Source organism: Halalkalibacter oceani, from assembly GCF_023715605.1.
Classification (GTDB): domain Bacteria; phylum Bacillota; class Bacilli; order Bacillales; family Bacillaceae_D; genus Halalkalibacter; species Halalkalibacter oceani.
Genome location: NZ_JAMBOL010000007.1, coordinates 38,199 through 52,640 on the forward strand (window position 1 = coordinate 38,199; position 14,442 = coordinate 52,640).

At 43.5% G+C, this 14,442-nt stretch carries 17 protein-coding genes and 1 CRISPR repeat array; of the genes, 9 read left to right on the top strand and 8 right to left on the bottom strand.

Annotated elements, in window-relative coordinates; genetic code table 11:
- Positions 1–49: 49 nt before the first annotated feature.
- Positions 50–316 carry a YfhJ family protein gene (locus M3202_RS09745; RefSeq protein WP_251223154.1) on the bottom strand — a complete coding sequence of 89 codons (267 nt, stop codon included), beginning with the start codon at positions 314–316 and terminating at the stop codon, positions 50–52.
- 94 nt (positions 317–410) lie between these two features.
- Between M3202_RS09745 and sspK the strand changes: the two genes are divergently transcribed.
- A complete protein-coding gene (sspK, locus tag M3202_RS09750) occupies positions 411–551 on the top strand; it encodes a small acid-soluble spore protein K (RefSeq protein ID WP_251223155.1) in 141 nt (46 codons plus the stop codon).
- 27 nt (positions 552–578) lie between these two features.
- On the top strand, positions 579–731 hold the full coding sequence (locus M3202_RS09755) for a YpzG family protein (protein ID WP_251223156.1): 153 nt from the start codon (positions 579–581) through the stop codon (positions 729–731).
- A 98-nt stretch (positions 732–829) separates the two neighbouring features.
- Here the strand turns inward: M3202_RS09755 and M3202_RS09760 are convergent, their stop codons facing one another.
- Complete coding sequence (locus M3202_RS09760; RefSeq protein WP_251223157.1) at positions 830–1,144, bottom strand: YfhH family protein; 315 nt, start codon at positions 1,142–1,144, stop codon at positions 830–832.
- 59 nt (positions 1,145–1,203) lie between these two features.
- Positions 1,204–2,016 (bottom strand): recombination regulator RecX, encoded by an 813-nt coding sequence (recX, locus tag M3202_RS09765; RefSeq protein WP_251223158.1) that lies wholly within the window; start codon positions 2,014–2,016, stop codon positions 1,204–1,206.
- A gap of 85 nt (positions 2,017–2,101) precedes the next feature.
- Between recX and M3202_RS09770 the strand changes: the two genes are divergently transcribed.
- From M3202_RS09770 to M3202_RS09795, 6 genes are all read left to right on the top strand, one after another.
- Entirely contained in the window at positions 2,102–3,013 is a 912-nt protein-coding gene (locus M3202_RS09770) for a TIGR01777 family oxidoreductase (RefSeq protein WP_251223159.1), read from the top strand.
- Positions 3,014–3,300: 287 nt separating this feature from the next.
- The gene (locus M3202_RS09775) at positions 3,301–3,864 is read left to right on the top strand and encodes a GNAT family N-acetyltransferase (protein ID WP_251223160.1); all 564 of its coding nucleotides are present in this window, start codon (positions 3,301–3,303) and stop codon (positions 3,862–3,864) included.
- Positions 3,865–3,956: 92 nt separating this feature from the next.
- On the top strand, positions 3,957–4,091 hold the full coding sequence (locus M3202_RS09780) for a YfhE family protein (RefSeq protein ID WP_251223161.1): 135 nt from the start codon (positions 3,957–3,959) through the stop codon (positions 4,089–4,091).
- A 299-nt stretch (positions 4,092–4,390) separates the two neighbouring features.
- Complete coding sequence (ectA, locus tag M3202_RS09785) at positions 4,391–4,924, top strand: diaminobutyrate acetyltransferase (RefSeq protein ID WP_390189459.1); 534 nt, start codon at positions 4,391–4,393, stop codon at positions 4,922–4,924.
- Positions 4,925–5,017: 93 nt separating this feature from the next.
- Positions 5,018–6,301, top strand: coding sequence for a diaminobutyrate--2-oxoglutarate transaminase (gene ectB, locus M3202_RS09790; protein WP_251223162.1), 1,284 nt, complete (start codon positions 5,018–5,020; stop codon positions 6,299–6,301).
- Positions 6,302–6,359: 58 nt separating this feature from the next.
- A complete protein-coding gene (locus tag M3202_RS09795; protein WP_251223163.1) occupies positions 6,360–6,749 on the top strand; it encodes an ectoine synthase in 390 nt (129 codons plus the stop codon).
- Between the two features lie 126 nt (positions 6,750–6,875).
- On the opposite strand, the gene M3202_RS09800 is transcribed toward M3202_RS09795, so the two are convergent.
- The 4 genes from M3202_RS09800 to M3202_RS09815 all read right to left on the bottom strand — a co-directional run bounded on the left by M3202_RS09800 (position 6,876) and on the right by M3202_RS09815 (position 11,140).
- Positions 6,876–8,030 carry a mandelate racemase/muconate lactonizing enzyme family protein gene (locus tag M3202_RS09800; RefSeq protein ID WP_251223164.1) on the bottom strand — a complete coding sequence of 385 codons (1,155 nt, stop codon included), beginning with the start codon at positions 8,028–8,030 and terminating at the stop codon, positions 6,876–6,878.
- A 39-nt stretch (positions 8,031–8,069) separates the two neighbouring features.
- On the bottom strand, positions 8,070–9,407 hold the full coding sequence (locus tag M3202_RS09805; protein ID WP_251223165.1) for a GntP family permease: 1,338 nt from the start codon (positions 9,405–9,407) through the stop codon (positions 8,070–8,072).
- Between the two features lie 210 nt (positions 9,408–9,617).
- The gene (locus tag M3202_RS09810; protein ID WP_251223166.1) at positions 9,618–10,634 is read right to left on the bottom strand and encodes a LacI family DNA-binding transcriptional regulator; all 1,017 of its coding nucleotides are present in this window, start codon (positions 10,632–10,634) and stop codon (positions 9,618–9,620) included.
- A 209-nt stretch (positions 10,635–10,843) separates the two neighbouring features.
- Positions 10,844–11,140, bottom strand: coding sequence for a hypothetical protein (locus M3202_RS09815; protein WP_251223167.1), 297 nt, complete (start codon positions 11,138–11,140; stop codon positions 10,844–10,846).
- A gap of 153 nt (positions 11,141–11,293) precedes the next feature.
- Here M3202_RS09815 and M3202_RS09820 point away from each other — a divergent pair, with 153 nt between their 5' ends.
- Positions 11,294–12,055 (top strand): (S)-benzoin forming benzil reductase, encoded by a 762-nt coding sequence (locus M3202_RS09820; RefSeq protein ID WP_251223168.1) that lies wholly within the window; start codon positions 11,294–11,296, stop codon positions 12,053–12,055.
- A 189-nt stretch (positions 12,056–12,244) separates the two neighbouring features.
- Positions 12,245–13,275: direct repeats of the CRISPR family, unit length 32 nt; unit sequence ATCGCACTCTTTATGAGTGCGTGGATTGAAAT.
- 246 nt (positions 13,276–13,521) lie between these two features.
- On the opposite strand, the gene M3202_RS09825 is transcribed toward M3202_RS09820, so the two are convergent.
- Entirely contained in the window at positions 13,522–14,379 is an 858-nt protein-coding gene (locus M3202_RS09825) for a LysR family transcriptional regulator (RefSeq protein ID WP_251223169.1), read from the bottom strand.
- Positions 14,380–14,442 lie beyond the last annotated feature (63 nt).

Genomic DNA, 14,442 nt, shown 5'->3' on the forward strand with positions numbered 1-14,442 from the left:
TTCGGGTGTACGTCAAAAGGAAAAACAACCCTTTAAAGGCGTACACCCTTTACTGTTTTAGCTCGTCTTCTTTGTTAAGATGAGCGAATTTTTTATCGCGGGGCTGATAACGATGCAAATGAGGACCGTACTGGTTAATCCACTTGCTGACAATCTGCGCGGTCACTTCAGGGCCTTTATAGCTCCAGCCTCCTTTAGCCCGCGTCGCTTCAAAATCTTCCCATAGGCTTTCTACCCACGTACGCGCCTGTCCCGTGGAAAGCTCCTGATTGACTGATAATAACTGTTCTGTTAACTTGCGGAACTGATCCTCCACCGGTTCTTCCTCCTTTGACAATCTTTATACAACATAGTGCGGAACCTGTTTACTTATACTACAGTTGAGCACTTCACAAGGGGGGCTGACAAAAATGCGAAACAAAGCGAAGGGCTTTCCGAATCATAAATCATTTGCAGGACAATCACCAAATCATAATGAACATCAGTCGCTTCGTGCAGACGGCACGATCAACACCCACCCGCGCGACCGTATGCGCAAAGGCGGGAAATAAGCTTATCTGATGACGGAGGTGCCAGCTATGGGTAAGGAGAAACAATTCGTTCGCTATAAAGATCCCTTCGACTCCCCTCGTGCCAATCCAAAGCATGCCGGAGATCAGGTGAATGGGGAAACACAAATGACTCAGCATGAGATTGTGCTCAAAAACAACGTAAGAAAACGTCAAAGATAGCAAATACGTCAGTGTGCAAAGTCTGCGTCCAGTTTTAAATTCCTATACCGAACGTTTTATTCGGTATAGGATTTGCGCAGACGAAACCGCTGTTTTTTTTATTTCTCCTTCGCCAACAGGGAAATCGGAACGGCTTCAAGCTCTGTCCCGTCATTGCGGTATCCCCAGGCAAAGTGGCCATTTAAATAGGATATTTGAAAGCTCGATTCACCATCGGTCAGGAGATATGTTTTCCCCGGTTGAAAATCATTCGGATCAAGCAAATACGCTTTTGCCATCAGCATTCTTCTCTCATGAACAGCAAATTCATTCATCATCCCTAATTGCTCTGCTTTTTTTGCCTTTTCATTTAAAGCGGCGATTTCCTGCTTTAATTCAAATTCTGACATTTCACTGAAGCGTTTCGTATCCATCTCGTCATTCCTCTCTGTACGATCATTATAAGACAACCACAAACCTGTGACAAAATAAGCTACTTTAGCTCCTGTTCCGTTAAAAACCGCTCGATGATTTCAAGTGAAAATCCTTTGCGGTATAAGGCCTGTTTGATTCTCTGTTGCCGTTCCCATCCCTCATATTTCGTATATTTCCGTAAAAGCTTCTCCCCTTGATACATAATCGCATCCCATTCCTCATCCGCGCTGTTTGTAAGCTCGACCTGCTGGAAGGCCGCCGTAATCACCTCATGGGTAAAGCCTTTGCTCATCAATTGATTTGCCAATTTAGTCCGCCACGCCTGTTCGGACAGCTTCGGACTGCGCGATTGCTGCTTTTGCAGCCAGGCTGCAATCCGCTCCTGCTGTTCGCCAGGGGGAAATTCCATCAGCGCCTCGTCAACAACATCAGCCTTCACACCCTTTTGCAGCAGCTCCTGCTTTAATTTAAAAGGCCCTCTCAGCAGACTGTTTTTTTTCGAACGGATGTAGGCACGGGCAAACTCCCCGTCATTCAACAGCTGTTGTTCAAGTAAATTGGCAATAACCGCTTCAATATCGCTTGCTTTCTTTTCTTTTTTCTGCAAATAATCGCGCACCTCGGCAATCGAACGCATCCGGTACGATAAATAATGGAGAGCGAGATGATACGCCTTTTTCATTTCATCTTCTTCAAGCAGCCGGATCAGTTCCTCTTCCTGAATCTCTAATCCTTTTCGCAAATGGTACTTAATAAGGACATCCTCGTCCACACTGCAGGCATACTCTTCTCCTGATCCACGATCAAGATAAAGGTTGTAACGGGCCTTATTTCGCTTTTGTGCCGTAATTTTTGTGATGATCGCCGCCATGGGAGCACCTCCCTGTTCTATAATAAGCATAACACTGTCTACTCTTAGCGTTGAAAGGGTAGAGAATAATCAGGAGGGATGCACGATGAAAATTGCGATAGCCGGGGGCTCGGGCTTTATTGGTACAAAGCTGTCCGAGCATTTCGTCAAGCAAGGTCATACTGTTTACATTTTAACAAGAAACGCGGGCAATAAGCCATCGAAAAGCGGAATTACCTTTGTGGAATGGCTCAATGAAACGGCGAGGCCGGAACAACTGCTGGAAGGAATTGATGCCTTTGTCAATTTAGCTGGAGAATCAATAGGCGCGGGGCGCTGGACCGCCAAAAGAAAACAGCGCATTTTACAGAGCAGGATCGAGTCTACCCGGGCGGTCATTGATCTGTTTAACGCATTGGATAAGAAACCGGAAGTACTGATTAACGCTTCTGCGATCGGCTATTACGGCCATTCGGAGACAGCCGTTTTCAAGGAAGATTCCGCCCCTGTCGACTCGGACTTTCTATCCGATGTTGTCCAGCGCTGGGAAAATGAAGCCGGCAGCGCGCGCTCTCTCGGTATCCGGGTTGTCTATTGCCGTTTAGGTATCGTCCTCGACAAGGAGGAAGGTGCGCTGCAAAGAATGCTGCTTCCTTATCAATTATTTGCCGGAGGGACTCTAGGGTCGGGCAACCAGTGGGTAAGCTGGATTCATATTCGCGATGTCATCGGCATGATTGACTTTGCCCTTACAAATCAGGAGGTGGAAGGGCCGCTCAACCTGACCGCTCCCGCGCCGCTGCAAATGAAGGAGTTCGGCAAAACAATCGCTGCTGTTCTTCAACGTCCCCATTGGCTTCCGGCCCCTGCTTTTGCCTTAAAAGCCTTGCTTGGAGAGATGAGCACGCTCGTTTTAGACGGACAACAGGTTCTGCCTGAGAAGGCGAAAAGACACGGCTACGAGTATCATTTCCCGCACGCAAAGCAGGCTTTAGAAGATCTGTTAAAAAATCACTAAAAAAGAGAAAATTTTTCACAAAAAATTAATAAAAAAGTGTATCTTTTTTTAAGAAAAACCATTAATATATAGAAGTATTCAAGAGCATACAAGCGAATATCAGCCTTATTCAATGATTCAACATCAATAAACACGTTTAATCTTAATATTTAAACATATATAGAGTTATTTGAACATTTGTAAGGTTTTTGGTCACCGCCAGTCTGCAAGTTGAATTTGATTCGTTTCATCGTTAAATTCGGGGGTGTGCCAATGTTCTGCCCCCATGTCCAAAGGGGGTTTTTTTGATGACTTTAAAGAAACGAGACGTCGCTGATTGTCATGTTATGTATGACCTGTTAATAGATCCGGCTGTATTTCCTTTCGTTCGGCAAAAAGTGTCTTCCTATGATGAATTCGTCTTTCTGACAAAACAGACAATCGAAGCAGAAGAACGCGGCGAACTCATCTCCCGGACAATTGTTGATGAATGGGGCGCACCTATCGGGGCCATCACGTTATACGATATTGAAAACGGCAGCGGATTCCTCGGTACTTGGATCGGAAAGCCTTATTTTGGGAAGGGCTATAACAAATTGGCGAAGGAAGCTTTTTTTAGTGAACTATTTTTCAGCGGTGATATTCAAACCGTTTTCATGCGGATTCGTAAAGAAAACATCCGCTCAACAATGGCTGCACAAAAGCTGCCTTATTGTTCACTAGCGAATGAACTGCGTCCCGACCTTTACCGGATGATTAACCAATCAGGCGATCATTATCATCTTTTTCAAATTGAAAAAGACCAGTACCATCTTTATATGATGAGAACGGCACAGCCTACACTTGACGAGCTCGGGGCAAAAGAGGCGTAGGAAAAGTATGGGACCGTGGCAAAAGCTTGAAGTATATCCCATTTGAGATTGCATAACCTATAAACAGCTTATAAGGAAATGTGGTGATACAGATGGAGAGTAAGAAAAAACAGGTCAAAGAAGAATATTCCACCTTGAAAAAGGCTCAGGAAGTGAATTACGCTTCAGAATTCCACGCTGCTGATGAGGCAATGAAGCAGGAAAAAGTGAGAAAGCAAGAAAGATGAATAAGCTTGTCGAAAGCGCACGAGTAAAACATTCGGGCGCTTTTTTTTCTGTCTTCTTTTTAATAAAACCGGCGAACCCCTTATCAATATTGACCTTTCGCCAAAAATCAATTTTCGCTTTTTTTCAATTTGTTAGAAATGTTAACCATTTAGCAGTATTTACAGCGATGACTGCCCTTAGTCTCTCTAATCAGACCTAAGAGTGTCTTAAGCCGATTAATCCGTAATAAGCTAAGTTGCGATCTTTTCTCCATCCCCGTATGATAAAAATGTGAAAAAAATTGGACGTAAGGAGGGCAATCACTATTAAAAATCAACTAACATCTGCAACAGCAACAGTCGAAAAAATTCATTTCGATAAACCTACTGTTGAAGATGGCGCTGCAATGTGGGAATTGGTCAATCAATCGACTTTAGATCAGAATTCTGCTTATAAATACATCATGATGTGTGAATTTTTCGCCGATACATGTGTAGTCGCAAAAGAGGGTGATACTCTCGTCGGCTTTATTACAGCTTTTATTCCTCCAGAACGACAGGATGCTGTTTTCGTTTGGCAAATTGGAGTAGATGCTTCGCAACGCGGCAAGGGGCTTGCTTCCAAAATGCTGCAAGAACTTGTCGAGCGCCAGAAAAAGGCGATTTCGTACGTGGAAGCGACGATCACTCCTTCTAATGAAGCATCCCAGGCTCTTTTCCGCCGCTTAGCGCGAACCTATCAAACGAATTGCGAAGTGACCGAATGTTTCTCTGAAGATCTGTTTCCAGGTAATCATCACGAAAAAGAATTAGCTTTTCGAATAGGTCCAATTGAAAAAAATCTCAAAAAATAGGTTTACTTGATTGATAAGCGGGGAATAAAGTAGTTGTTCAAATACGTTACCCAGTATAGGTATTAATGTATGAATAAGGAGGAAAACATAAACATGACGAAAACAGATATGAAGGTTTTTGAAGAGCTTGAATCCGAGGTACGTAGTTATTGCCGCAGCTTTCCAACTGTTTTTACGAAAGCAAAAGGTTATAAAATGTGGGATGAAGCCGGAAAAGAATATATTGACTTCTTCTCAGGTGCCGGCGCGCTGAACTATGGTCATAATGATCCATATATGAAGGAGAAATTAGTCGAATATATTCTCAGCGACGGTGTTACCCATTCACTTGATATGGCTACAGCACCGAAAGCTGAATTTCTTGAAACCTTCAATAATGTTATTTTAAAGCCGCGAAACATGGAATATAAAATTATGTTTCCCGGCCCAACCGGAACGAACACAGTAGAAAGCGCATTGAAGCTTGCCCGGAAAGCGACCGGACGTACGGATATTATCAGCTTCACGAATGGCTTTCACGGGATGACGATCGGGTCTCTCTCAGTGACGGGAAATTCATTTAAACGAAAAGGAGCCGGCGTCCCGTTACAGCATGTCGTAACAATGCCTTATGATAACTTCGTCTCCGACAGTCTCGATGACCTGGAGTACCTTGAGCGTTTCCTTGAGGACCGGGGCAGCGGTGTAGCGATTCCAGCCGCGATGATTCTTGAGACCGTTCAAGGCGAAGGTGGAATAAATGCCGCCCGCTTCGAGTGGCTGCAACGGATTGAAGCGATTTGCAAACGTTGGGATATTCTGCTTATTGTAGATGATGTGCAAGCCGGCGTCGGCCGTACAGGTACATTCTTCAGCTTCGAGCAGGCTGGAATTAAGCCGGATATTATTTGTCTGTCGAAGTCCATCGGCGGGTACGGTACACCGCTTGCGATCACCTTGATCCGCCCTGATTTGGATATTTGGGATCCCGGCGAGCATAACGGAACATTCCGTGGTAACAACCACGCCTTCGTTACCGCCACTGCGGCATTATCATACTGGAAAGATGACACATTGGAAAGAAATGTTCAGGAAAAAGCCAAGGTCATCAAAGCGACGTTGCAAAAGCTCGTCGATATGTATCCGGAAATGAAAGGCGAGGTTCGCGGCAGAGGCTTCATGGCCGGCGTCGCTTCGGAAATTGAAGGATTCGCTTCCAAAGTGACAGCCGAAGCATTCCAGCGCGGCTTGATTATGGAAACATCGGGACCTGAGGATGAAGTCTTTAAGCTCTTCCCGCCGATTAACATTGATGATGAAGGCCTCGAAAAAGGCTTGCACATCCTTGAGGAAAGCGTCAAATCCGTCGTTGGAGCGAAGGAGCTTGTCGGTTCATAAACAAAATGCTATACACCACACTAAAATACGAAACAGACATTGATGGAGGTTATCATAGATGAAAGTAGTTGCCCTAAAAGACATTATTGGAACAGATCAGGAAGTAAAGGCAGACAACTGGACGAGTCGCCGCCTGCTTTTAAAGAAAGACGGGATGGGTTATTCTGTCCACGATACAATCATTAAAGCAGGTACAGAAACCCATATTTGGTACCAGAATCACCTTGAAGCCGTTTATTGCATTGAAGGGGAAGGAGAAGTCGTCACATTAAAGGACAATAAAGTATGGCCGATCAAGAAAGATGAAATTTATGCCCTTGATCAGCACGATGAGCACCTTCTCCGCGCCAAAACAGACATGCGCATGGTATGCGTATTCAATCCGCCGATTACCGGCGCGGAAACACACGATGAAAACGGCGTGTATCCAGCTGATACGGATCAGTAATACTAGCCTCACTAACTGTTGAGAGCTCGGCTTAAAGGGAGAAGCAACCCTTTTGCCGAGCTCTTTTTTATTCATGCGTCAGAGGAGAGTAAGTAGAATGACCAGGGGTGCCCCTTAGCTCAACTGCTACCGAAAGACACGAACGCTGTATTTCTCAATCACATCACGATTGATTTCAATCCCTAATCCAGGCTTTTCAGGTATTTTCACCATTCCATCCTCCATTTGAATCGCATGGAAAATTAAATCTTCGCGGAATGGATGAGACGATTGATCATATTCCAAATAAGGTTCCAATGGATTTAAAGATAACGGTGCCGGGGGAAGCGAAGCAATATATTGTAAGGATGCGGCCAGCCCTATCCCGGAGCCCCATACATGAGGGATAAGCATCGTATTATAGGCTTGAGCCATTGCCGCTATTTTTTTGCATTCAGTAAAACCTCCGGAAGAACAAAGATCCGGCTGCAGAATATCGAGTGCTCCTCCACTAATCCAATGCCGATATCCGATTTTCCCGAAGATGTTTTCTCCAGCAGCAACAAAAGTCTTTGTTACATTTCGTAATTGTTTATATCCTTCTAAATCCTCTGGAGGTAAAGGTTCTTCGAAAAAGAAAATATTGTCGCGTTCACTTTCCAGTAAAATTTTTCTGGCAAGAGAAGCATTGTACGCTCCATTGGCATCAAGCATAATTTTCGGTTTATCGCCAACAGCTTTGCGGATTTCATGAATATATTCAAGATCTGCTTCTGCTCCAAAACCGATTTTCAGTTTGAACGCTTGAAATCCTTTTGCTAAATGCTCTTTCGCCTCTTTAATCCCGGATTCAATATCATCCTGGTTCTCTTTTCGATAAAAGCCAGTAGCGTAAGGCGTAATTGCTTTCCGAAACATCCCTCCAATTAATTTGCTTACTGGCTTGTTTACACTTTTCCCGATCACATCCCATATTGCAATGTCCACGCCACTTATCGCATTTACCGCAGCTCCACTCTGGCCATACGGCCTTGAAAGATTATACATTTCTTCCCATATTACTTCCACGTCAAATGGATCTTTTCCTAAAAGCAGAGGCTTAAAGCAATACTTAATAAACGACGCTGCAATTTCCGGTGGCTGAAGCCCGTGGCAAAGAGACTCTCCCCAACCCGTTACTCCTTGATCTGTAACAATTTCTACGAGAACTGTGCTGCGCTGATGCACCCAGCCTTGTGAGAAAGCAAATGGTTCCTCCAAAGGAGAAATTAATACGTGAGGGATGACATCAATAATTTTCATTTTTTCCACTCCTTTTTCTATCTACTATTTTTACTTAATTTAAATAAAGAAAGAGAGAATTCCTACAGCTATAATTCCGGTTATCCCCATAATCAATGTAGTAAATGTAACAGCCCAATAGCTTTGTTTGAGATCCATTCCTCCCATTTTTCCAACCATCCAAAATAAACTTGCATTAGTATGAATAACTGTTAACGAACCGACAGCTACAGCTAATAAGGCGAGCTCCGGGCTGATGCCTAAATCACCTAACAGCGGCATAACAATCGCTGAAGCAGTTGTAATAGCTACAGTGGATGAGCCAACAGCCGTAACTGTTAAGGCGGCAATGATAAAGGGAATTAAAAATCCAGGAAAACCGAGAGCCAATACCTCCCCGCCTAGAAACTCACCGATATTTGTTTCTTTAAGCACGCTTCCGAAGCTTCCCCCTGCCGCTGTAATGAGCAAGATATTGGCACTTTTTTCAATAGCATTAGAAACCCACGTATCTGTCACTTCTCCGTCCAATTTTTTAGGAAGCAAAAACGCCAGTAACACCCCTATTAAAAGAGCAATTGGAGGGGAACCAATGAAAATAATAATGCTTATGAGCAAAGAATCACCCGAAAGAAACTGACTGGAGAAAGATTGGCCAATAATTAAAATAATAGGGACGATGATGGGCAGAAAAGAGCGAAAAGTCGATGGAGTGTGGACAATTGTTTTCTCTGACTCATCAGATTGTTCTAAATCCTCTTCCACCATGATCTTCGGATATTTTCGCGTTAGAAACTTAGAGTTTGCCCATAAAGTAGTGACGATTACAATAGGTATGGCTACAATGAGGGCATAAATCGTAAACTTCCCAAGGTCGGCTCCTAAAAGTTCAGCTCCTGCGATGGGCCCCGGAGTAGGCGGTATCAACACATGAGTTGTCATCAAGCCCGCCATCAGCGCTGTAGCTAAGGACACATAAGGAATGTTACCGACTTTAGAAAGGGATTTTATAATTGGGTTTAAAAGCACAAATCCGGAGTCACTAAATACAGGGATAGAAACGACGGCTCCAGAGACATTCGTACCTAGCGTACTTTTCTTTTTACCGATAATACCTAGAATAAATTGAGCAATTTTTTTAGCTCCCCCTGTTGCCGTAAGGATTTCACCGATGATTATTCCTGAAACAATGACGATCCCTACACTTCCCAATATCGAACCAAACCCATTAAGAATCGTATCAAGCGTTTGTTCTATCCCAAGTCCACTTGCCAAACCAAAAAATATGGACACAAATAGCAATGAAAGAAAGGGATGAATCTTCATTTTAACGATCATAAATATTAAAAAGAACATACATATAAGCAGCCAAAAGGCTATCCATGACTGTGCCACCATAGCACAACCCTCCCACCAATAAATAATTTTAAGCTTTCAAATCATTGTCCTCACGCTCATATTATCCACCAACACCCATCCTATCGCTTGCCAATGTTCCGTTCCTTTAAAATGTCATTATTCCTCTAAGCATCCCCCCTTTTATATAAGCGCTTTCATTAAATCTAATCGATTAGAAATGACTGAGAAAAAGAAATGGCTTTACACCATTTACCCTTTTTCAACCCCACAAGTTTGTCTGATCATTAACTTTGGACTAAGAACAACATTTTGGATATCATCTTTTTTATCTTTTTGATTGATTTTCTCTATTAATCGCTCCATAGCCCGTCTGCCTATTTCATACCTTGGTATATGAACGGTCGTAAGTTGCACAAAGCGAAATGAGGTAATAAATAAATCATCGAATCCGACAACAGCTATATCTCCCGGGATGGAAAGGTTTAAATCTTTAACCGCATCAATTACCCCGAGTGCCATAAAATCAGAGCTGGAAAAAATGGCAGTAGGTCTTTCATCAGCGGGTAGCTCCAATAACCGCTTAGCTCCCTCATAGCTTTTTTGATATTCGGTATTTCCCCAGACTATCCATTCCGGCTTGACTTCAAGGTTTGCATCTTCCATTGCTTTCAAAAAGCCTTTCTTCCTGTCAGCACTTACTGCAGAACCTCTCAGCCCCTCAATAAAGGCTATTTTCACATGGCCGCCAGTAATCAGGTGCTTCGCTGCCATGTAGCCTCCCGAAAAGTTATCAGCCGTTACTGAATCTACCTCCAGACCTTCTATCCCTCTGTGGGCAAGTACAATAGGAAAGGAAGTATCCATTAACTTCTTTACTTGTTCAATATCTTTCTCCAAAGCATTTGCCAGTATCATACCATCTATTCCGCCTTTACGTACTTGATCCATTATGCCGGCAAATTGTCCCTGCTTATCTTCTGTGTTGAATAAAAGCAAAGTGTAACCGTTTTCTCTGGCGACATCCTGACAGCCCTTCGCCAAATCAGGGTAAAAAGGATTCATAATGTCAGGCAGTACCATTGCAATGGTATTATTCTTCTTGACGCGAAGCCTTCTTGCTACTTCATTCGGAACATAGTTTAATTCTTCAATTGCTTTTAAAACCTTTGTCTTTCTTTCTTCGCTCACAGGTCTGTCATTGAGGACATAGGAGACTGTGGCGACTGAAACTCCTGCTTTTTTCGCTATATCTTTTATCGTTGCCAAATCAAAGAAAACCTCCAGATCTAATCGATTAGATTTATCGTCATTGTACTGTTTCTCAATTCACCTGTCAATCAAATCCTAAAATGAATTCTGAAAATTCGACTAAACTAATACACTTGACTCTATATATTCTATAGCATTTAGTATCTGTATTCTTACCGCAAAAAAAATCCCGCTAGGACAAAAGCCAGCGGGGCTTAGAAAACGAATTAATGGACATAAAGCTGCTGAAAGGTCAGATCCTCTTTATCAACACCTAGCCCCTCCAAAAAGTCAAATACGTCCTGAAAAGAAGCGACCGGATACTGGGTTTTACACATGTGACTCGTACGATGAAGATCACGTAAAAACTTCCGGTCCTTGCCGATCTTCTTTTCCATTTTCATTAAAATGTCGAGCACTTCCTGATCTTTCTCAAAGGTCACATGTCCATCACTTTCATTAAAGTAAACAATTAATGGAACCTGCGTATACGGATGAACAAAATGCGCTTTAAAAAGATTCATTTTCCCCCTCCTCTTTTTCTTTCTCTTCTCACTATACAAAAAGCGGCCAAAGAATCAAGACATTTGTTCATATTATCCACTCTTCTCCCTTAATCTGTTAAACTAAAAGAGAAATCAAGAAATAATTTCTCAGTCTCAGAATAGGAGGACAAGATGAATTACACCATTATTACCGGTTCATCAAGAGGATTAGGACAAGCAATTGCTACACGGCTCCTCACAAAAGAAGCACAAACTTTAATTTGTATCTCCCGGAACGAAAATGAAGAGATCAAGCAAGCCGCCGAGCAGCACAACATCGGCTACCATTTCTATTCCGTCGATTTAAGCAATGTTTCTGCACTCCCAGCGTTAATGGACAAGATTTTTTCCACCATTGAACTGGATGAAGCAAAGCAAATTCATCTTATCAACAACGCCGGACTGCTCGCTCCCGCCCGCCCATTAGAGCGAGTCGAAAGCGAGGAGCTTCAGAAAAATGTAAACGTTAATCTCGCAGCACCAATGCTTTTGACCGCCGAATTTCTCAAGCACACCGCAAACAGTCCGGCAGACAAACGCATTATCAACGTTTCTTCCGGCGCCGGCCAGCGTCCGATTTACGGATGGAGCTGCTATGGCGCAGCGAAGGCCGGACTTGATTTATTCAGCCGCAACGTCGCCGTCGAACAAGCGGAAGCCGCTCACCCGGCAAAGATTTGCTCCTTTGGCCCGGGTATTATGGACACGGCGATGCAAGGAGAAATCCGCTCAATCGATAAAAATGATTTCATTCATGTCGATACGTTCCGCCGCTATAAGGAAGAAGGAAAGCTCCTTGCTCCAGATCAGGTCGCCAAAGTGATTGTCGATCTGCTCGAATCAAATGATTTCCCCGACGGCAAAGTGACCGACATCAGCAAATATCTTTCTTAGCTTTTCATAGTGGGTAGCCGGTGCGAACCCCAAGCGCACATAAAAACCCCGGATCACTCGCACCAAAAAAAGACTGAAATATGAAAAAATATGTAACACCAAACAAGAATATGCTATTCTATTACCAAGAAAAGTTAATAAAAAGTACTCACCAGCGCTGTTTTTCCTTTTTTTAGGGGAAATCGGGCTATCGCACTCTTTATGAGTGCGTGGATTGAAATACAACGAGATCATAAAGGCGATTCAGCCTGTCACAATCGCACTCTTTATGAGTGCGTGGATTGAAATTAATCTCTGGTTCTGCTACTGCTGTCACCTCAGAGATCGCACTCTTTATGAGTGCGTGGATTGAAATGATTAGCCAGGACGTTTGGCGTTAATACGTTTAATCGCACTCTTTATGAGTGCGTGGATTGAAATTCGTGCAATATCAACGCATTGAAAACGTGGCGATATCGCACTCTTTATGAGTGCGTGGATTGAAATATTACCTTCAGGAATTCGAGTTGGCACTACGTTAAATCGCACTCTTTATGGGTGCGTGGATTGAAATAATCTGTATTAATAGAGCATGTTGGATTATTCGAATCGCACTCTTTATGGGTGCGTGGATTGAAATTCTCTGTCGCTTTTTTATCCGTTTCCTTTCTTGTTATCGCACTCTTTATGGGTGCGTGGATTGAAATAACACTGCTAAATCCAAACGCTTCGATGTAATCAATCGCACTCTTTATGGGTGCGTGGATTGAAATTAATGTTTCAGCTTTCTTACTCCAGCCATAGCTTTATCGCACTCTTTATGGGTGCGTGGATTGAAATGCGTGCCCTTTCTCAAGCAGGTGGGTGAGCTGTGGCATCGCACTCTTTATGAGTGCGTGGATTGAAATTTCCATGAAATGATTCACAGTACAGGGCATACAAAATCGCACTCTTTATGAGTGCGTGGATTGAAATCTCCTAGCGAACTTTTCGTGACCATCCAGCGCTCATCGCACTCTTTATGGGTGCGTGGATTGAAATTTTTGCTCTTGTAGAGCTTGCTTAATGACTTGCGATCGCACTCTTTATGGGTGCGTGGATTGAAATTTGGCTCTTGATCCTTACTCCAAAACTTAAACCCATCGCACTCTTTATGGGGGCGTGGATTGAAATATCGTCTCCTTCAGCACCTGGTTAATGACAATTCGGATCGCACTCTTTATGGGTGCGTGGATTGAAATTCAGCTGACACAGGGACCCCTTTGCCGTACTTTAAATCGCACTCTTTATGGAGTGCGTAGATTGAAATTTGAAATCTAGTAAATCAGTATCAACAGTGTCATATCGCATTCTTTGGCAGGGGCATGGATGGCTAGGATCTTACAGCTTCTTTTCCCCTCCACCGTTTACTCCGCTCTTCCCCTCACTCAACCAAATAAAAACAACCCGCCGCTCAGAAAAATGCGACGGGTTACAGGGGCAGAGCGTTAGTTGCTATGTTCTTCCTCTTTGATTAAACGTAAAAAGGAGCGGTAGGCCTGGTCCAGATAAATGTCTTTTCGATGAATGAAAAAGAGATCGACTGTTTGCTCTTCAGGGGGAAGGGTATGAACGGTGAGCGTTCCCTCATTGATTTGCTGGGTGGCAAGCGATTTTGGTAAAATCGCTATGCCGAGACCTGCCTCGATGCAATGTAAAATCGCTTCCAAGGTGCTGAGCTCCAGCCGATTCCCTGGAGAAATTTGATTTGTCTCAAACCAGCGGTCGAGTCTTGTTTTATATGGACAGTGAGGACGCGTCAAGATATTTTTTGCGCTTAGCTCAATGTCTTGCTTTGCATTGGAAATGATCACAAGCTCCTCTTGATAGATTGGGATGGCTTCCAACTTATTGTCTTCAATCGGCCCGATGACAAAAGCTCCGTCCAGCTTATGTGTAAGCACATCCTGGATGAGCTGTGTCGTTAACGCGACGCGCAAGGATAGCTCGACATTCGGGAATTGCTCGTTATAATTCACCAACAGCTGCGGCAGTCGGGCCGCGGCGGCTGTTTCATTTGTTCCTAGGGAAAGCGAGCCATGGGGCTCGTCTGAATCCTGGATCGCTTTTTTTGTTTCGTTGACAAGCAGCAAAATCTCCTCGGCCTGTTTTAATAATAATTTTCCCTTCCCCGTCAAACTGATGCCGCGTGGATGACGATAAAACAGCTGTGTGTTGAGTTCTGTCTCCAGCTTTTTCATTCTTGCCGTCACATTCGATTGGACATAGTTCAACCGTTCCGCTGTTTTTGTGATGTTTTGTTCAGCGGCGAGCGTTTTGAAAATAAGCAGATCTTTCATATCCATCTTTAACTCCCCTTCCCTATAACCATCAAAAAAAGTGATTGAATTATTCAAAATGAATCATTT